This is a genomic window from Methyloversatilis sp. XJ19-13, from assembly GCF_024580155.1.
GTDB lineage: Bacteria > Pseudomonadota > Gammaproteobacteria > Burkholderiales > Rhodocyclaceae > Methyloversatilis.
In genome coordinates this window covers 12,275-30,455 of sequence record NZ_JANINH010000016.1, presented here as the reverse complement: position 1 = coordinate 30,455, position 18,181 = coordinate 12,275, and the positions used below count along the sequence as shown (strand labels likewise).

The 18,181-nt window shown below is 63.6% G+C and carries 15 protein-coding genes; 10 read left to right on the top strand and 5 right to left on the bottom strand.

Going from position 1 to position 18,181, the window contains the following annotated elements; translation table 11 throughout:
- Positions 1-134: 134 nt before the first annotated feature.
- The 4 genes from fae to NMQ14_RS16500 form a co-directional block, all read right to left on the bottom strand.
- Complete coding sequence (gene fae, locus NMQ14_RS16515; protein ID WP_257097874.1) at positions 135-671, bottom strand: formaldehyde-activating enzyme; 537 nt, start codon at positions 669-671, stop codon at positions 135-137.
- Between the two features lie 61 nt (positions 672-732).
- The gene (locus NMQ14_RS16510) at positions 733-1,146 is read right to left on the bottom strand and encodes an RNA-binding S4 domain-containing protein (protein ID WP_257097873.1); all 414 of its coding nucleotides are present in this window, start codon (positions 1,144-1,146) and stop codon (positions 733-735) included.
- A gap of 4 nt (positions 1,147-1,150) precedes the next feature.
- A complete protein-coding gene (lysA, locus tag NMQ14_RS16505; protein ID WP_257097871.1) occupies positions 1,151-2,392 on the bottom strand; it encodes a diaminopimelate decarboxylase in 1,242 nt (413 codons plus the stop codon).
- Positions 2,389-2,574 carry a lipoprotein gene (locus tag NMQ14_RS16500; protein ID WP_257097869.1) on the bottom strand — a complete coding sequence of 62 codons (186 nt, stop codon included), beginning with the start codon at positions 2,572-2,574 and terminating at the stop codon, positions 2,389-2,391. The genes lysA and NMQ14_RS16500 overlap by 4 nt, the downstream gene beginning before the upstream one ends.
- A 15-nt stretch (positions 2,575-2,589) precedes the next feature.
- Between NMQ14_RS16500 and cyaY the strand changes: the two genes are divergently transcribed.
- The gene (gene cyaY, locus NMQ14_RS16495; protein WP_257097866.1) at positions 2,590-2,910 is read left to right on the top strand and encodes an iron donor protein CyaY; all 321 of its coding nucleotides are present in this window, start codon (positions 2,590-2,592) and stop codon (positions 2,908-2,910) included.
- Here the strand turns inward: cyaY and NMQ14_RS16490 are convergent.
- Positions 2,870-5,305: a penicillin-binding protein 1A gene (locus NMQ14_RS16490; RefSeq protein ID WP_257097864.1), complete on the bottom strand. Its 2,436-nt coding sequence runs from the start codon at positions 5,303-5,305 to the stop codon at positions 2,870-2,872. The two genes, cyaY and NMQ14_RS16490, sit on opposite strands and share 41 nt — an antisense overlap.
- Before the next feature lie 168 nt (positions 5,306-5,473).
- On the opposite strand from NMQ14_RS16490, the gene NMQ14_RS16485 reads away from it, so the two are divergent.
- From NMQ14_RS16485 to gltB, 9 genes are all read left to right on the top strand, one after another.
- Entirely contained in the window at positions 5,474-6,553 is a 1,080-nt protein-coding gene (locus tag NMQ14_RS16485; RefSeq protein WP_223300301.1) for a pilus assembly protein PilM, read from the top strand.
- Positions 6,550-7,125 carry a PilN domain-containing protein gene (locus NMQ14_RS16480; RefSeq protein ID WP_257097861.1) on the top strand — a complete coding sequence of 192 codons (576 nt, stop codon included), beginning with the start codon at positions 6,550-6,552 and terminating at the stop codon, positions 7,123-7,125. The genes NMQ14_RS16485 and NMQ14_RS16480 overlap by 4 nt, the downstream gene beginning before the upstream one ends.
- Positions 7,122-7,787, top strand: a complete 666-nt coding sequence (locus NMQ14_RS16475; protein WP_257097859.1) for a type 4a pilus biogenesis protein PilO — start codon at positions 7,122-7,124, stop codon at positions 7,785-7,787. Before NMQ14_RS16480 ends, NMQ14_RS16475 begins: the two co-directional genes overlap by 4 nt.
- Positions 7,784-8,311 carry a pilus assembly protein PilP gene (locus NMQ14_RS16470; protein WP_257097857.1) on the top strand — a complete coding sequence of 176 codons (528 nt, stop codon included), beginning with the start codon at positions 7,784-7,786 and terminating at the stop codon, positions 8,309-8,311. Before NMQ14_RS16475 ends, NMQ14_RS16470 begins: the two co-directional genes overlap by 4 nt.
- Positions 8,308-10,428: a type IV pilus secretin PilQ gene (locus NMQ14_RS16465; RefSeq protein WP_257097855.1), complete on the top strand. Its 2,121-nt coding sequence runs from the start codon at positions 8,308-8,310 to the stop codon at positions 10,426-10,428. Before NMQ14_RS16470 ends, NMQ14_RS16465 begins: the two co-directional genes overlap by 4 nt.
- A 77-nt stretch (positions 10,429-10,505) precedes the next feature.
- Positions 10,506-11,033, top strand: a complete 528-nt coding sequence (locus tag NMQ14_RS16460) for a shikimate kinase (RefSeq protein WP_257082040.1) — start codon at positions 10,506-10,508, stop codon at positions 11,031-11,033.
- Positions 11,021-12,109, top strand: a complete 1,089-nt coding sequence (gene aroB / locus NMQ14_RS16455) for a 3-dehydroquinate synthase (protein ID WP_257097853.1) — start codon at positions 11,021-11,023, stop codon at positions 12,107-12,109. The genes NMQ14_RS16460 and aroB overlap by 13 nt, the downstream gene beginning before the upstream one ends.
- Complete coding sequence (locus tag NMQ14_RS16450) at positions 12,102-13,223, top strand: deoxyguanosinetriphosphate triphosphohydrolase (protein WP_257097851.1); 1,122 nt, start codon at positions 12,102-12,104, stop codon at positions 13,221-13,223. Before aroB ends, NMQ14_RS16450 begins: the two co-directional genes overlap by 8 nt.
- A 289-nt stretch (positions 13,224-13,512) precedes the next feature.
- Positions 13,513-18,180, top strand: coding sequence for a glutamate synthase large subunit (gene gltB, locus NMQ14_RS16445; protein ID WP_257097849.1), 4,668 nt, complete (start codon positions 13,513-13,515; stop codon positions 18,178-18,180).
- Position 18,181 lies beyond the last annotated feature (1 nt).

The following is an 18,181-nucleotide window of genomic DNA, read 5'->3' as shown; positions in this document are numbered from 1 at the left end:
CTGCCTGGCCAATGGCCAAGCTTCATTCATTCTGGATGCCGGTGGAGCTCAAAACAAGGTTGGCTTGAAAACGTTCAGGCTAAAAAAAAGCCCCCGCACACTGCAGGGGCTTTCGCTTGATAGACGCGCCGCGTTCAGGCGTCCGGGTCGTACATGCAGTGCTTGATCTTGTGGCGGTTGGCGATCAGCTCTTCCATCGTCGGCTTGCCGGTCATCGCACGCTGGATGGCCAGCTTCATCGCTTCGTAGTTGGTGCGGTACAGGTCCTTCATGTCGAGGTTGGGGTCCTTGACCGCGTTCGGGTCCAGCCACACCAGATCGATGATGACAAGCTCATCCACCAGATCCTTCGGAATGACGCCTTCTGCAACGCTGTCGACGACCGCATCGGCGGTGGCCGACTGCACCACGCCGCCCAGCAGTTCGACGGTGCGCGAATTCTTGATCGTTACCTTGGGCACCATCATCGTCGCCGGCTTGGCCATCTGGTTGCAGTCTCGCACGGCGAGCATGCGGGTGTGGCCGGCCGTCTGACCCATCATCTGGGCGAAGGCCTGGCCCACCGGGCCGTCGATCGAACCGATGACGATTTCCGGCATGGCGTCAGTGAACTGACCTTCCTTGGCGAAGACGGTGGCTTCACCGATCTTCATCACGATACGTTCTGACATTTCGTTTCCTTTTCAACAGATCAAAAATCCGGTCGCCGCGAAACCCGTGTCGGGCTGCAGCTCATTCGCCGCGAATTTTAGCGCGCAGGCGGTCGATTTCGCGGCGCTGTGTCTTCGTCGGCCGGCCGTGCAGGCCGACCGAAGGCTCGGGTTGCAACCGGCGCTGCTCGCGGGCTGCTTCGCGTGCGGCCATGCTTTCGGGCGTCTCTTCGTACAGTGTGCGTGCGACCTCGGCCGGGCCGCGCTTGCCCGACAGTGCCTGCACGATCACCGTGTAACGCACCTCGCCGGTCTGGATGTCCAGACGGTCGCCGATGCGCACCTCCCGTGACGGTTTGGCGCGCGCCTCATTGAGCTGGATGCGGCCGGCGTCGATCGCGTCGGCCGCCAGGGTGCGGGTCTTGAAGAAACGGGCCGCCCACAGCCACTTGTCCAGCCGCAGCCGCTCGCGCGTGTCGTCGGTCGGCCCGCTCATCGCATCACGGCAGCAGGCGCTCGCCCGCGTACAGGTCTTCGATGCGTTCGCGGGCGCGGATCAGGTGGCAGGTGTCGCCATCCACCATGACTTCGGCCGCACGGGCGCGCGTGTTGTAGTTCGAACTCATGGTCATGCCGTAGGCGCCAGCGGAAAAGATCGCCACCAGGTCTTCCGGCTCGACCGCCAGTCGGCGTGCGCGGCCGAGGAAGTCACCGCTTTCGCACACCGGGCCGACCACGTCGTAGGTGTCGGGCGTGCCGTGCGGGCGCACTTCGGCGATGCGGTGGAACGCGTCGTACAGCGCCGGGCGGGCGAGGTCATTCATCGCCGCGTCGATGATGGCGAAGTTGCGGTCCTCTCCGCGCTTGAGGTACTCGACTTTCGACAGCAGCACACCGGCGTTGCCGACAAGCGAACGACCGGGTTCGAGCAGCAGCCTTTCCTTGCGACCGGCCAGCACGGACAGCAGGGGCGCGAGATAGTCGCGGGTAGCGGGTACCGCCTCGTCGTCATAGAGGATGCCGAGACCGCCGCCCAGATCGAGATGGCGCAGTTCGATGCCGTCACGGTTCAGTGCTTCGGCCAGTGCGACGACCTTGGCGGCTGCTTCGGCGACCGGCGCCGGATCGAGCAACTGCGAGCCGATGTGACAGGCGATGCCGCGGATGTCCAGCTGCGGCAGCTTCGCCGCGGCCAGATAGAGCGCGTGTGCGTCGGTGATCGGCACGCCGAACTTGTTGCACTTCAGGCCGGTGGAAATGTAGGGATGCGTCTTCGGATCGACGTCCGGATTCACGCGCAGCGCAATCGGGGCGCACTTGCCAAGACTGCCGGCGACCTCGGCGAGGCGGAGCAGCTCGGGTTCGGATTCGACGTTGAAACAGTAGATGCCGTGTTCGAGCGCTGCGCGCATTTCGTCGCGCGTCTTGCCGACGCCGGAAAAGACGACCTTTGCCGGATCGCCGCCTGCCGCGACGACGCGTGCCAGTTCGCCGCCCGATACGATGTCGAAGCCGGTGCCAAGGCGCGCAAACAGATTCAGGATGGCGAGGTTCGAATTCGACTTCACCGCGTAGCACAGCATGGCGTCGCGCCCGGTCAGCGCCTCGGCGTAGGCTGCATGGGCGTCGGTCAGCGCTGCGCGGGAATAGACGAAGGTCGGGGTGCCGAACTCAGCGGCAACGCGTTCGAGCGGAACACCTTCGGCGAACAGGTTGCCATTGCGGGTTTCGAAGTGCTTCATTGCGCAGGCGCCTTGCTATCATCCTTCGATGGCGTTGCCGGAGCGGGCGCCGGCGTAGCAGGGACTGCGGCCGCAGGCGGGCGGATCTTGTCCTTGGGCGGCAGGGTCAGGGGACCCTTGGTGCCGCAGCCTGCGAGTATCAGGGTCAGTGCGGCAATGCGCACGAGCGTGCTGGAAAACATGTCAGGTAGCCGGTAATGGATGAGAACGAATTTAACAAATTGGCCGATGCGACGCTGGCCGCGATCGAGCAGGCCGTCGAACGCAGCGGTGCCGACATCGACTATGAACTGCAGGCCGGCGGCGTTCTTGAGCTCGAATTCGCCAACGGCTCGAAGATGGTGATCAACCGGCATGGCGTCGCCCAGGAAATCTGGGTGGCGGCGCGCTCGGGCGGTTTTCACTTCCGGCCGCAAGACGGTCGCTGGATCGGTACGCGCGACGGCGCCGAGTTGATGCAGGCACTGGAAACCCTGCTCAGCCAGCAGGCCGGCGAACCGGTACGCCTGATGCCCTGAAGTCGGCTGTGCCGCCGAGCCCGGCAGACCCGGGAACGATGTGACCCGAGGGCGATGGTCCGGACGGCGGCACAGGCACAGCGGGTGCCTCAGGCAGTATTTCTCCTTCCGACGCCGGGCCCTCGGGCTCGTCCGGAATCGACTCCGGGGCGGGCGGCATGTGTTCTTCGTACATCAGATCGGTGCGCGGATTGCCCTGCGCGTCCTCGCCGGCATTGATGCTGATCAGACCGTCGGGCAAGGGCAGGCGCTCCTCCGGAACATCCTTCAGCGCGTGGCGCATGTAGTCCACCCACATCGGCAGCGCGGCAGAACCACCGGTTTCGCCGCGGCCGAGCGAGCGCGGTGTGTCGAAACCTATCCATGCAACCGTGACATGCGACGGCTGGTAGCCGCAGAACCACGCGTCGAGGTATTCGTTCGTGGTGCCCGTCTTGCCGGCAAGATCGCTGCGCTTGAGCTGCAACGCGCGCGTTGCGGTACCGCGGCGCACCACGTCCTGCATCAGGCTGTCCATCAGGTAGGCATTGCGTGCGTCGATCACGCGCTGTGATTCGTCACGCGGCGCGGTCGGTGTGAAACGCGCGAGCACCTTGCCGCTGCTGTCCTGGATCTCGCGCACCACGTAGGGCTCGACCCGGAAGCCACCGTTGGCGAATACCGCGTAGCCGGACGCCATCTGCCACGGCGTCACCGATCCGGCGCCGAGCGCCATCGTCAGATACGGCGGATGGCGTGCCGCCTCGAAGCCGAAGCGGGTGATGTAGTCCTGCGCGTAGCGCGGCCCGATCGAACGCAGCACACGGATCGACACCATGTTCTTCGACTTGGCGAGCGCGGTGCGCAGCGAAATCGGTCCGTCGTACTTGCCGTCGTAGTTCTTGGGCTGCCAGCTCTGGCTGCCGGTTTCGCCTGCCGACACGACGAGCGGTGTGTCTTCCTCGACCGTCGAAGGCGAGTAGCCTTTTTCCAGGGCGGCCGAATAGATGAAAGGCTTGAAGCTCGACCCCGGTTGACGCCAGCCCTGGGTCACGTGGTTGAACTTGCTGCGGTTGAAGTCGAAGCCGCCAACCAGCGCACGCACGGCACCATCGGCGCTGTCGATCGACACGAGCGCTGCCTCGACCTCCGGCATCTGCGCGATCACCCAACCCAGTTTGTTATCCGGCATTACGCGCACCAGCGCGCCGCGACGCAGCCGCCGTGCCGGCGGCGCCTTGTCGTCGAGCATCGGGCGAGCGAACCGGATGGCGTCGGCGCCGAGCTTGAGCACCTCGCCGCCGCGCTTGTAGACCTTGATCGCCGTCGGGCTGGCGTCAAGCACGACGGCCGCGTGCAGGCCGGCGGCATCCGGCACGTCCTGCAGCAGGTCATCGAGCATTTCATCATCGTCGGCGACGACGTCCTTCAGGTCGATGAAGGCCTCGGCGCCCCGATAGCCGTGCCGACGGTCGTAATCGAGCACGCCCTTGCGCACCGCCTCGATCGCCGCTGCCTGATCGGAGCGGCGTATGGTCGTAACGACACGCAGTCCGAGTCCGTAGGCATTTTCGCCGAATTTCTCCACCGCGATCTGGCGCGCCATCTCTGCCACGAAGTCCGCGCGCTGTTCGGACTGGGCGCCGTCGCGGCGCACCGGCAGTTGCTGTTCGACCGCGGCCGTCCGCGTTGCGTCGTCGATGTAGCCGAGGTCCTTCATGCGGCGCAACACGTAGGCCTGACGCAGCGCGGCACGCTTTGGATTGACGACCGGGTTGTATTTTGACGGCGCCTTCGGCAGCCCGGCCAGCATCGCCGATTCCGCAACGCTAAGGTCTGCGAGGTTTTTGCCGAAATAGGCTCTGGACGCGGCAGCGAAGCCGTAGGCGCGTTGCCCCAGATAGATCTGGTTGATGTAGAGCTCGAGTATCTGGTCTTTTGTCAGGCTGTTCTCGATTTTGAACGCGAGTAGGGCTTCATAGACTTTGCGGCGCAGGGTGCGCTCGCTGGACAGGAAGAAGTTGCGCGCCACCTGCATGGTGATGGTGCTCGCGCCCTGACTCCGTCCGGAGGTGGTCATGTTGGACAGGGCAGCACGTGCGATGCCCACGTAGTCGATGCCGTAGTGCTGATAGAAGCGCTCGTCCTCGGCAGCGATGATGGCCTGCTTCAGCGAATCGGGAACCTGGGCGATCGGAACGACCGATCGACGCTCTTCACCGAACTCGCCGATCAGGTGACCGTCGGCGCTGTAGACGCGCAGCGGGATCTTGGGCCGGTAGTCAGTGAGTATGTCGAGTGACGGCAGTTGCGGGTAGGCAAGCAGCACGACGATCAACGCAAGCGCGGCGCCGATGAGCAGCAAGCCCGCGAGAGCAGCCAACGGGTAGATGAACCAGCGAAGGACGGGGGGCAAGAGGACGGATTTCCGGGCGGGCAACAAGCGCGAATTATAGCCGGCGGACCCGCAGAAGCCCCGTGTCGCGCCTACCCAAAATTTGTTTACTTGTCGATACCTTGCTGCTAGCATCTTAATGTAAATTGTGAGTATTGGGTCTAATTCACTGTCTTAAAAGGAAAAAGCTTGGCCTTCGACCTGTCGATTTTTAACCCGGGAGCGCGCCCTTTACTGGGGTTGGACGTGTCGTCCTCGGCGGTCAAGCTGGTCGAGCTGTCGCGGACAGCGAAAGGCGAGCACCGCATCGAGCGCTATGCCACCGAAAACCTGCCGCGCGATTCGGTGGTGGATGGCAACATCGCCAAGCTCGATGACGTGGCAGACGCGGTCCGCCGCGCCTGGAAGCGCATGGGTACGTCGACGCGCAACGTCGCGCTGGCGCTGCCCGCAGCAGCGGTCATCACCAAGAAGATCATCGTTCCGGCCAATCAGCGCGAGCAGGAGCTCGAAGTGCTGGTCGAGTCGGAAGCCAATCAGTACATCCCCTTCCAGCTCGACGAGGTGAATCTCGACTTTCAGGTGGTCGGCCCGGCGCCGGGCAGCCCGGATGAAGTCGAAGTGCTGATCGCCGCGTCGCGCAAGGAAAAGGTGGAAGACCGCGTGGCCATCGCCGAAGCAGCCGGCTTGCGTGCCGTGGTCGTCGATGTCGAGTCCTACGCCGCACAGGCCGCGTTCGAACTGGTCGAGAAACAGCTGCCCGATGGCGGCAAGGACACCAACATCGTTCTGGTCGATGTCGGTGCCAACGTGATGAACGTGATCATCCTGCGCAACGACCAGCCGGTGTATTCCCGCGAGCAGGCGTTCGGTGGCTACCAGCTGACGCAGGACATCATGCGCAACTACGGCATGAGTCCGGAAGAAGCCGAGGCCGCGAAGCGCACCAACACGCTGCCGGAAAATTTCGAAAACGATCTGTTGCGCCCCTTCATGGACAATCTCGCGCTCGAAGTGTCGCGCGCGCTGCAGTTCTTCTTCACCTCGACGCAGTACAACAGCGTCGACCACATCGTGCTCGCCGGCGGCTGCGCCGTCATTCCGGGGCTCGATGAAGTGGTTGCCAACCGCACGCAGGTGGAAACACGCATCGCCAATCCGTTTGTCGACATGCAGCTGTCCTCTGCGGTCACCGCAAAGCGGCTCAGTCAGGACGCCCCGTCGTTGCTCGTGGCCTGCGGCCTCGCCTTGAGGAGGTTCGACGCATGATACGGATCAACCTGCTTCCTCATCGCGAGGAGAAGCGCAAGGCAAGACGCCAGCAGTTCGTGGCGTTTTCCGGCGCGACACTGCTGTTCGGCGCGCTCATCGTCGGGCTGGTGAATGGCGTGATCAGTGGTTATGTGTCGGCGCAGGATGAAAAGAACGCCTTCCTGAAGACCGAGATCGCGGTGCTCGACAAGTCGATCGACGAAATCAAGCGTCTGCGCGAGCAGACCGACGCGCTGATCCAGCGCAAGCAGGTCATCGAGTCCTTGCAGGGCAACCGGTCCGAAGCGGTCGGCCTGTTCAACGAACTCGCCAAGAATGTGCCGGAAGGTGTGTACATCCGGAAGGTGTCGCAGCAGGGCGGAAAGATCAATCTGATTGGTTTCGCGCAGTCGAACGCCCGCGTATCCAGCCTGATGCGCAACCTCGAATCGTCGCCCCTGCTCGAGCGGCCGACGCTGGTGGAAATCAAGGGGTCGAACGTCGATAAGCGTCGCATGAACGAATTCAACCTCGATCTGCACATCACGCGGGCCGCGGACGAAACCGTCGCCAAAGGCAGGAAGACATGAAGGACATCCAGCTGAAGATCGATCTGTCGCGCATCGGGGATGATTTCAAGAACCTCGATCCGAAGGATGTCGGCAACTGGGCGATCCTGCCGAAACTGGCGGTGCTGCTCGGCCTGCTGATTGCAGCAGTCGCTGCCGGCTGGTGGTTCCTGTGGGAGCCGCTGATGGTGGAGCTCGAGCAGAAGCGCGCCGAAGAGCAAGCGCTCAAGGAGCAGTGGCTGCAAAAGAAGGGTGAAGCAGTCAATCTCGAACAGTATCAGCAGCAACTGAACGATATCGACCGGTCTTTCGGGGCCCTGTTGAAGCAGCTGCCTAACAAGGCGGAAATGGAATCGCTGCTGGTGGATATCAGTCAGGCCGGCCTGAGTCGCGGCCTGCAGTTCGAGATATGGCGTCCGGGCAGCGAAGCGGTCAAGGATTTCTACGCCGAACTGCCGATCACGCTGCGGGTGACCGGCGGATATCACGATCTCGGCAGTTTCGCGGGTGACGTGGCCAAGCTGTCACGGATCGTCACGATCGGCTCGATCGGCATTGAATCGGGCAAGGATGGATTGCTGAAAATGGATGCGGTGGCGACCACTTACCGCTATCTGGACGAGGAAGAACTGGCCCGCGTGAAACGCGAAAAGGCAGAGCGCGAAAAGGGGAACAAGAAGTGAAGCGCGCATTCACCCTCGCCATGCTGTGCAGTGGTCTGGTGGCCTGCGGTTCGGAGGACCATCAGGATCTGCGCGCATGGATGGAACAGAGCACCCTGGGGCTGAAGGGACAGGTCAAGCCACTGCCCGAAATCAAGCCTTCGATCATTGTGGCCTACGAAACCGGGTCGCTTGTCGATCCGTTCAGTCAGGCCAAGATCGAACCCGAGCGCAAGAAGGGTGGGGGCGGGGGCGGTGTGGGCCCGGATCTCGATCGCCGCAAGGAGCCGCTCGAGCAATACCCGCTTGATTCGCTTGCCATGGTCGGCGTGCTGCAGCAAGGCAAGATCGCGTATGCGCTGATCAAGGCCGACACGACACTGCACCGGGTCAGGTCAGGGAATTACATGGGCCAGAATTTCGGTGTCATCACGGCCATTGCGGATGATGGCATCACCCTCAAGGAAATCGTTCAGGACGCGGACGGCGAATGGGTCGAACGTACCAGTACGCTCCAGTTGCTGGAGCAGGAGACAAACAAATGAATTTCGTCCGCAAGATCGCATGCCTGATCGTGGCCCTTGGCGCAAGCCTGATACCCGTTGCGGCGCTCGCCCAGAGCCAGCCCAACAGCATCGAATCCATTCTGGTGTCGCAGCAAGGTGGCGAGGTGCTGATCAAAGTCACCACCAAAACCGAACTGCCTGCGGTACCGGCCAACTTCAGCGTCGCATCGCCCGCGCGCGTCGCATTCGATTTTCCCGCGACAGGCAATGCCGTGGGGCGCAACTCGCAGACCGTGAACGAGGCGCATCTGCGCAGCTACAACATCGTCGAAGTCGGCGATCGCACGCGTCTGGTGCTGAATCTGAACAAGCTGTCGCCGTTCAATACCCGCATTTCCGGGCGTGATCTCTACATCAGCCTCGCGATGCCGGCCAGTTCCGAGGCGGTCGCCCAGTCCGACAATGTGTCGCGCTTTGCGGAGCCGGGTGTGTCGCAGGACGCGCAGACGCTGCGCAACGTCGGGTTCCGTCGCGGCAAGGATGGCGAAGGCCGCGTGGTGGTCGAACTGTCCGACCCGAATACCGGCATCGATATCCGTCAGCAGGGTTCCAAACTGGTGGTTGAGTTCCTGCGCGCCTCGGTGGCCGACGAATTCCTGAAGCGCTACGACGTGACCGATTTCGGCACGCCGATCACCCAGATGGAAGTCGTGCGCTCGGGCGCCAACACGCGCCTCACCGTGACGCCGACCGGCCTGTGGGAGCACAACGCCTACCAGAGCGAGAATCAGTTCATCCTCGAAGTGAAGCGGCTGGTCGAAGATCCGAACAAGCTGGTTCAGGGCAGCAAGCCCGGCTACCAGGGCGAGAAGCTGTCGCTGAACTTCCAGAACATCGACGTCCGTTCGGTGCTTCAGGTGATTGCCGACTTCACCGACAACAACATCATCACGTCGGACACTGTGGGCGGTTCGCTCACCCTGCGTCTGAAGGATGTGCCGTGGGATCAGGCGCTCGACATCATTCTCGACGCCAAGGGCCTCGACAAGCGCAAGACCGGAAACGTGATCTGGATCGCGCCGCGCGACGAACTGTCGGCCAAGGAAAAACTTGCTCTGGAAAGCCAGCAGCAGGTCAGCGAACTCGAGCCGCTGCGCACCGAAACCTTCCAGCTGAACTATCACAAGGCCGATGTGCTGCACAAGGCGATCACCGACGACAAGGACAAGCGTTTCCTGTCCAAGCGGGGTTCGATCGTTATGGACGTGCGCACCAACAAGCTGATCGTGACCGATATTCCCAGCCGCCTTGAGGACATCCGCCGCATCCTGAGCGAACTCGACATCGCCACCCGCCAGGTGCTGATCGAAGCGCGCATCGTTGAAGCGAACGAAGACTTCGCCAAGAACCTGGGTGCGCGTCTGGGTCTGAACCAGGCACAGTCCGGATCGGTGCAACTTGGACGTGCCGGTTTGAACATCGGAGGTTCTTCACTGGCGACCGGCTTCCAGACCGGTCAGGTCCAGACGCAGCCCAACTTCACGACGGATTCGCTGGGCGTCAATCTGCGTGCGTCGAACATCAGCGGCCGCTCGCCGGGTCAGCTGTCATTCGTGCTGTTCAACTCGGCAGCGACGCGCTTCCTGAACCTCGAACTGTCCGCTCTTGAACAGGACGGCAAGGGCAAGGTGATTTCAAGCCCGCGAGTCATGACCTCCGACCAGAATGAAGCACTGATCGAGCAGGGCGTCGAAATTCCGTACCAGCAGGCCACCAGCTCCGGCGCGACCAGCATTTCCTTCCGCAAGGCCAACCTGATGTTGAAGGTGAAGCCGCAGATCACGCCGGATGGCCGCGTTCAGATGGCGCTCGACATCAACAAGGACACGCCAAACACCCAGCTGGCCACCGGCGCCGGTGTGGCCATCGACACCAAGCACGTCAAGACCGATGTGCTGGTCGAGAACGGCGGCACGGTGGTGATCGGCGGTATCTACACGCAGGAAGAACGCCGCACCCAGTCGCGCGTGCCGTTCCTCGGCGACCTGCCGTATGTCGGTTTCCTGTTCCGCAACACGGAAACCCGCGACAACCGCGCCGAGCTGCTCATCTTCGTGACACCGCGCATCGTCAGCGACAACCTCACGCTGCGCTGATCCTGAATCCACCTGAGGGGCGGCCCCGAACGTGAGGCCGTCTGCCGGGGCGGGCGGGCACTGCTAGAATCCGGCCCGTGGAACACAGCGACAACATCATTCTCGTCGGCCTGATGGGCGCCGGCAAAACCACGGTCGGACGGCAGCTTGCGCGACGCCTGCGCAAGCGCTTTGTCGACTGCGATCACGAGATCGAAGCGCGCACCGGCGTCAGCATCCCGACGATCTTCGAAATCGAGGGCGAGGCGGGTTTCCGCCGGCGCGAAAGCGCAGTGATCGAATCACTCGCCCAGGACTCCGGTCTGGTGCTCGCCACCGGTGGCGGCGCAGTGCTTGACCCGATGAACCGCAAACACCTGAAGGCCGGCGGCTGGGTCGTCTATCTCGATGTCCCCCCCGACGTGCTCTGGCACCGCACCCGCGGCGACCGCAACCGTCCGTTGCTGCAGGTCGATGACCCGCGCGCGCGGGTGCGCGAACTGCACGGCATCCGCGATCCGCTGTACCGTGAAGTGGCGGATTTCATCGCCGAAAGCGGGCACGGCAGCCCGCTCACCATCGTCCGTCAACTTGAACGGGAATACCTGAGCCGATGCGCAGCCTGAACGTCGCCCTTGATGAACGCGCCTACGACATCCACATCGGTCGCGGCCTGATCGATCGTGGCGACCTGTTTGCGTCGGTGCTCAAACGCAAGCGCGTGGTCGTCATCAGCAACGAGGTGGTTGCGCCGCTCTATGCCGCTCGCGTGCTCGCTGCGCTTGATTCGGTCGATGTCGCCCACCAGTTGGTGGTGCTGCCCGACGGTGAGGCGTACAAGGACTGGCCGACCTTGAACCTCATTTTCGACGCGCTGCTCGGCGCCCGGGTCGAACGTTCGACGACGCTGATCGCGCTGGGCGGCGGTGTCATCGGCGACATGGTCGGCTTCGCTGCGGCCACCTATCAGCGCGGCGTGCCCTTCATCCAGGTGCCGACCACGCTGCTGTCGCAAGTGGATTCCAGCGTCGGCGGCAAGACCGCCATCAATCACCCGCTCGGCAAGAACATGATCGGCGCCTTCCATCAGCCGAAGCTGGTGCTGGCCGACATCGACACGCTCGACACCCTGCCGGAGCGCGAATTGAAGGCCGGCCTGGCCGAAGTGATCAAGTACGGCCTGATCCGCGACCGCGCATTCTTCGACTGGCTCGAAATCAACATGCCGCGACTGCTGGCACGCGACGCCGACGCGCTGGCGTTTGCCATCGAACGCTCCTGCCGGAACAAGGCCGAGGTGGTGATCGAGGACGAAACCGAAACCGGTGCGCGGGCGCTGCTCAATCTCGGTCATACCTTCGGCCACGCGATCGAAACCGGTCTTGGCTACGGAGAATGGTTGCACGGCGAAGCCGTGGCCGCCGGCACGCTGATGGCGGCCGATCTGTCGCGCCGGCTGGGCTGGCTGGGCGACGCCGACATCGCGCGCATCCGCGGCATTCACGAAGCAGCCGGTCTGGCGCTGCGCGGCCCCCGGCTGGGTACCGACCGTTATCTCGAACTGATGTCGCACGACAAGAAGGTCGAAGCCGGCAAGCTGCGGCTGGTGCTGCTGCGTGCCATCGGCGAAGCCGTGGTGTGGGGCGAGGCCACACAGACGGATATCGCATCGGCGATTGAACAGTGTTGCGCCGATGTCTGAACTGGCCCCGTACGCGGCACGTGAAGACAACTCGCTGGGCCGTGTGCACGCCGAAGACGCGCCGTCGGAGCGCAGCCAGTTCCAGCGCGACCGCGACCGCATCATCCACAGCACCGCGTTCCGCCGCCTCGAATACAAGACGCAGGTATTCGTCAATCACGAGGGCGACCTCTTTCGCACGCGGCTGACCCACAGCATCGAAGTGGCGCAGATCGCCCGCTCGATTGCGCGCGCGCTGCGGGTGAATGAAGATCTGGTCGAGGCGATCTCGCTGTCACACGACCTCGGCCATACGCCCTTCGGGCATGCCGGCCAGGACGCACTGAATGAATGCATGCGCGAACACGGCGGCTTCGAGCACAACCTGCAGAGCCTGCGCACGGTCGATCTGCTGGAGGAGCGCTACGGCGCCTTCGACGGGCTGAACCTCACGTTCGAAACGCGAGAAGGCATCCTGAAACACTGCTCGCCGGCTCGCGCGCGAGACCTCGGCGACCTCGGCCGGCGCTTCATCGAGCGCACCCAGCCGACCATCGAGGCGCAGATCTGCAATCTGGCGGACGAAATCGCCTACAACAATCACGACGTCGACGACGGTCTGCGCTCCGGCCTGATCACGCTTGAACAGCTGGAAGAGGTGCCGGTGTTCGCGCGCTACCGGCGCGAAGTGCTCGATCGGTACCCGCAGATCACCGGCCGGCGCCTGATCCACGAAACGATCCGGCGCATGATCAACGCGCAAGTCGTTGATCTGGTGGCCGAAACCCGTTCCCGCATCGCGGCGGCTGCGCCGAAGTCGATCGAAGACGTGCGCGGCGGGCCGGAACTCGTCGCCTACAGTGACGCCATGCGGGCGGAACAGCGCACCCTGAAGCAATTCCTGCGCGACGAGCTGTACCGCCATTACCAAGTGCTGCGCATGACGGCCAAGGCGCGGCGCATCGTGGCAGAACTGTTCGGCGCCTTCCACGGCGATCCGAAGTTGTTGCCGCCGCAGTACCAGTCCATGGCGAAGGACGACCGCGCACGCGCCATCGCCGACTACATCGCCGGCATGACCGACCGTTACGCCATGCGCGAACACCGCCGGCTGTTTGCCGTAGGCGACATCTGAAGCGACCGCTGCGCGCCGGAATCCGTCACGTTCTGATGCACCGCGGAACGAGTATTGTCTGCGGCCGTGCATGTCCGTATACTCCGTCGTCCACCCCAAAAGTGCCCGGAGCGGCTTCAGCGTTGAAGCGGCCAGGCCACCCGAGCCGGTGCCCACATCGTCCCGCCGTCAGGCGATGATCGTGGAAGCCGGCTTTTTCACGGGCTTGGAGGTGCGAATTCCCGCAGTGCGACAGGCCGCAGGGCCGGTTCCGTGCGCGGTTGGCAAACGAGTTCCGAGGACGAATGCAATGGGTCTTCCCCATACTCAAGGTCTGTACGACCCCGAAAACGAGCACGATGCATGTGGTGTGGGTTTCGTTGCGAACATCAAGAATCGCACGTCGCACGACATCATCGAAAAGGGTCTGCTGATCCTGAAGAATCTCGACCATCGGGGTGCCACCGGTTACGACCCGATGCTCGGCGACGGTGCCGGCATCCTGATCCAGCTGCCCGATGCGCTGCTGCGCGACGAAGCCGGCAAACTCGGCATCACGCTGCCCGCCGCCGGCGATTACGCCTGCGGAACCGTTTTCCTGCCGCAATCCGCCAATGGCGCCGCCGCCTGTGAATCGGTTGTCGCGCGCATCATCCACGAAGAGGGCCTGACCTTCCTCGGCTGGCGCGATCTGCCGCGCGACAGCAGCGTACTGGCCGAAGCCGCCCGCGCCATGGAGCCGCAGATGCGTCAGGTGCTGATCGGCCGTCCGGACACTGTGGCCGACCAGACCGCCTTCGAACGCAAGCTGTTCGTCGTGCGCAAGCGCGTCGAACATGCGGTGCGCGCGCTCAAGCTGTCCGACGTCGGTCAGTTCTATATTCCGTCGCTGTCGTCGCGCACCATTGTTTACAAGGGCATGCTGCTGGCCAACCAGGTGGGTGAGTACTTCCTCGACCTGCAGGACAGCCGCGCGAAGTCGGCGCTGGCTCTGGTGCACCAGCGCTTCTCGACCAACACCTTCCCGACCTGGGATCTGGCCCACCCTTTCCGCATGATTGCCCACAACGGTGAGATCAACACCGTGCGCGGCAACATCAACTGGATGAAGGCGCGCCAGAAGTCGATGAAGTCGGCTGCGCTGGGTCAGGATCTCGACAAGCTTTGGCCGCTGATCGTAGAAGGCGGCTCCGATTCCGCGTCGTTCGACAACGCGCTCGAGCTTCTGGTGATGGGCGGCTACTCGCTGGCGCACGCCATGATGATGCTGATCCCGGAAGCCTGGGCCGGCAATCCGCTGATGGACGAAGAGCGCCGCGCGTTCTACGAATTCCACGCCGCAATCATGGAACCGTGGGACGGCCCGGCCGCCGTGGCCTTCACCGACGGTCGCCAGATCGGTGCCACGCTCGACCGCAACGGCCTGCGCCCGGCACGCTTCCTGGTGACCGACGACGACATGGTCGTCATGGCGTCCGAAATGGGCGTGCTGCCGATTCCGGACGAACGCATCATCCAGAAATGGCGTCTGCAGCCGGGCAAGATGTTCATGATCGACCTCGAGAAGGGCGCGATCATCGAAGACGGCGCGCTCAAGCACGAGCTGTCGACCGAATATCCGTACGACAAGTGGATCACCGATTCGCGCTTCTTCCTGACTGAACTGGAAGAGGTCGAGTACGCGAACAGCCGCACTGAAACCCTGCTCGATACGCAGCAGGCCTTCGGCTACACGCAGGAAGACATCAAGTTCATCCTCGCGCCGATGGCCTCGGCCGGCGAAGAAGCCGTCGGTTCGATGGGCAACGACTCGACGCTGCCGGTGCTGTCCGACCGCAACAAGCCGCTGTACAGCTACTTCAAGCAGCTGTTCGCGCAGGTGACCAATCCGCCGATCGACCCGATCCGCGAAGAAATCGTCATGTCGCTCGCGTCCTTCATCGGCCCGCGTCCGAACCTGATGGGCGTCGCCGACAACGAAGACGGCCTGACACCGCGCCTCGAACTGACCCAGCCGGTGCTGACCAACCAGGACCTGATGCGCCTGCGCGACATCGAGCGCCTGACCGGCGGCAAGTACCGCTCGCTGGTGCTCGACATGACCTATCCGGCTGCCGACGGCGCCGCCGGTTGCGACGCGACCCTCCAGCGCCTGCAGTCGGCGGCCGAGAAGTCGGTCGCCGACGGCTTCAACATCGTGCTGCTGTCCGACCGCGCAGTGTCGCGCGAGCGCGTCGCCGTCCCCGCGCTGCTCGCCACGTCGGCCGTGCATCACCATCTGGTGCGCAAGGGCCTGCGTACGCTGACCGGTCTGGTGATCGACACCGGTTCGGCACGCGAAACGCACCACTTCGCACTGCTCGCCGGTTATGGCGCCGAGGCGATCTGCCCGTGGCTGGCCTTCGACACCATCGCCGAAATTTCCAATGAGCTGCCGTCCGGGCTGTCGACCAAGGAAGCGTCGAAGCGCTTCATCAAGGCGGTCGGCAAGGGCCTGAACAAGGTCATGTCCAAGATGGGCATTTCGACCTATCAGTCGTACAGCGGCGCGCAGATCTTTGAAGCCATCGGTCTCAATTCGGCCTTCGTGAAGCGCTACTTCACCGGCACCGCCACCCAGGTCGAAGGCATCGGCCTGGCGGAAGTCGCCGAAGAAGCGCTGCGCACGCACACCCAGGCCTTCGGCAACGACCCGGTGCTGGCCAATGCGCTGGATGCCGGCGGCGAGTACGCCTTCCGCATCCGCGGTGAAGAGCACATGTGGACGCCGGACGCGATCGCCAAGCTGCAGCACTCGACGCGCGCCAACAAGTACGATACGTACAAGGAATACGCGAAGATCATCAACGACCAGACGAAGCGTCACATGACGCTGCGCGGTCTGTTCGACATCAAGCCGGCCGGCCCGCCGGTGCCGCTGTCGGAAGTCGAAACTGCGGCGGACATCGTCAAGCGCTTCGCCACCGGCGCCATGTCGCTCGGCTCCATCTCGACCGAGGCGCACACCACGCTGGCGATCGCGATGAACCGCATCGGTGGCAAGTCGAACACCGGTGAGGGCGGCGAAGATCCGATCCGCTTCAAGCCGGTGACCGAAGACACCACGCTCGACAAGCTGATCGGTTCGTCGCGCGTCGAAGTGAGCCTGCCGCTGAAGAAAGGCGATTCGCTGCGCTCGAAGATCAAGCAGGTCGCCTCCGGCCGTTTCGGCGTCACCGCCGAATACCTGGCCAGCGCCGACCAGCTGCAGATCAAGATGGCACAGGGTGCCAAGCCGGGCGAGGGCGGTCAGCTGCCCGGCCACAAGGTGTCGGAATACATCGGCTTCCTGCGTCACTCGGTGCCGGGCGTCGGCCTCATTTCGCCGCCGCCGCATCATGACATCTACTCGATCGAAGATCTGGCACAGCTGATCCACGACCTGAAGAACTCGAATCCGCAGGCGTCGGTGTCGGTCAAGCTGGTGTCCGAAATCGGTGTCGGTACCGTGGCTGCCGGCGTGTCCAAGGCCAAGGCCGACCACGTCGTGATCGCCGGTCACGACGGCGGCACCGGTGCCAGCCCGATTTCGTCGATCAAGCACTGCGGCACGCCGTGGGAACTCGGCCTGGCCGAAACCCAGCAGACGCTGGTGCTGAACCGCCTCCGTGGCCGCATCCGCGTGCAGGCCGACGGCCAGATGAAGACCGGCCGCGATGTGCTGATCGGTGCGCTGCTCGGCGCCGATGAATTCGGTTTCGCCACCGCGCCGCTGGTCGTTGAAGGCTGCATCATGATGCGCAAGTGCCATCTGAACACCTGCCCGGTCGGCGTCGCGACCCAGGATCCGGTGCTGCGCAAGAAATTCACCGGCCAACCTGAACACGTCGTCAATTTCTTCTTCTTCGTCGCCGAAGAGGTGCGCGAATTGATGGCGTCGATCGGCATCCGCAAGTTCGAAGACCTGATCGGCCGCGCCGACCTGCTCGACACGCGTGCCGGCATCGAACACTGGAAGGCGCGCGGACTCGACTTTTCGCGCATCTTCTTCATGCCGCCGGTGCCGGCCGAAGTGTCGCGCTGCCATTCGGAAACGCAGGATCACGGCATCGACCGCGCGCTCGACCATGCGCTGATCACCAAGGCGAAGGACGCCATCGAAACCGGCAAGCCGGTGGTCATCGAATCACCGATCACCAATGTGAACCGCACCGCCGGCACCATGCTGTCGCACGCCGTGGCCAGCAAGTACGGCCACGCCGGCCTGCCCGACGGCACCATCACGGTGAAGCTGTCCGGTACCGCCGGCCAGAGCTTCGGCGCGTTCATCGCACGCGGCATCACGCTGGAACTGACCGGCCAGGGCAACGACTACGTCGCCAAGGGCCTGTCCGGCGGCCGCATCATCATCAAGCCGAGCGATGCGTTCCGCGGCAAGGCCGAACAGAACATCATCGTCGGCAACACCGTGCTGTACGGCGCGATCGAAGGCGAGTGCTACTTCCGCGGCGTGGCCGGCGAACGCTTCGCGGTGCGCAATTCGGGCGCCATCGCGGTGGTCGAAGGCACCGGTGACCACGGCTGCGAGTACATGACCGGCGGCACCGTGGTCGTGCTCGGCCAGACCGGCCGCAACTTCGCCGCCGGCATGTCGGGTGGTGTGGCCTACGTGCTCGACGAGGACGGCAGCTTCGCCAAACGCTGCAACATGTCCATGGTCGAAATCGACGCACTCAGCGGTGATCTGGCGGACGACGCCGACATCGACGTGATCGGTCGCGCGGTGGTGAACCATGTCGACATGTGCGACGAAGAGATCATCCGTCGCCTGGTCACGCGTCACCTGCACTTCACTGGCTCGGCGCGCGCGCGCGACGTGCTCGACAACTGGGCGCAGTGGCGCGCGAAGTTCGTCAAGGTGATGCCGATCGAATACCGTCGCGCGCTGCGCGAAATGGCTGCAAAGGCGGAAGCGCCCAGCGCAGTCCTGGCCAAGTAAC

What these genes read in the sequence shown, in the direction of transcription:
- fae (WP_257097874.1), bottom strand. Translation starts at nt 671, where the DNA reads ATGTCAGAACGTATCGTGATGAAGATCGGTGAAGCCACCGTCTTCGCC.
- NMQ14_RS16510 (WP_257097873.1), bottom strand. Translation starts at nt 1,146, where the DNA reads ATGAGCGGGCCGACCGACGACACGCGCGAGCGGCTGCGGCTGGACAAG.
- lysA (WP_257097871.1), bottom strand. Translation starts at nt 2,392, where the DNA reads ATGAAGCACTTCGAAACCCGCAATGGCAACCTGTTCGCCGAAGGTGTT.
- NMQ14_RS16500 (WP_257097869.1), bottom strand. Translation starts at nt 2,574, where the DNA reads ATGTTTTCCAGCACGCTCGTGCGCATTGCCGCACTGACCCTGATACTC.
- cyaY (WP_257097866.1), top strand. Translation starts at nt 2,590, where the DNA reads ATGGATGAGAACGAATTTAACAAATTGGCCGATGCGACGCTGGCCGCG.
- NMQ14_RS16480 (WP_257097861.1), top strand. Translation starts at nt 6,550, where the DNA reads ATGATACGGATCAACCTGCTTCCTCATCGCGAGGAGAAGCGCAAGGCA.
- NMQ14_RS16475 (WP_257097859.1), top strand. Translation starts at nt 7,122, where the DNA reads ATGAAGGACATCCAGCTGAAGATCGATCTGTCGCGCATCGGGGATGAT.
- NMQ14_RS16465 (WP_257097855.1), top strand. Translation starts at nt 8,308, where the DNA reads ATGAATTTCGTCCGCAAGATCGCATGCCTGATCGTGGCCCTTGGCGCA.
- aroB (WP_257097853.1), top strand. Translation starts at nt 11,021, where the DNA reads ATGCGCAGCCTGAACGTCGCCCTTGATGAACGCGCCTACGACATCCAC.
- NMQ14_RS16450 (WP_257097851.1), top strand. Translation starts at nt 12,102, where the DNA reads ATGTCTGAACTGGCCCCGTACGCGGCACGTGAAGACAACTCGCTGGGC.
- gltB (WP_257097849.1), top strand. Translation starts at nt 13,513, where the DNA reads ATGGGTCTTCCCCATACTCAAGGTCTGTACGACCCCGAAAACGAGCAC.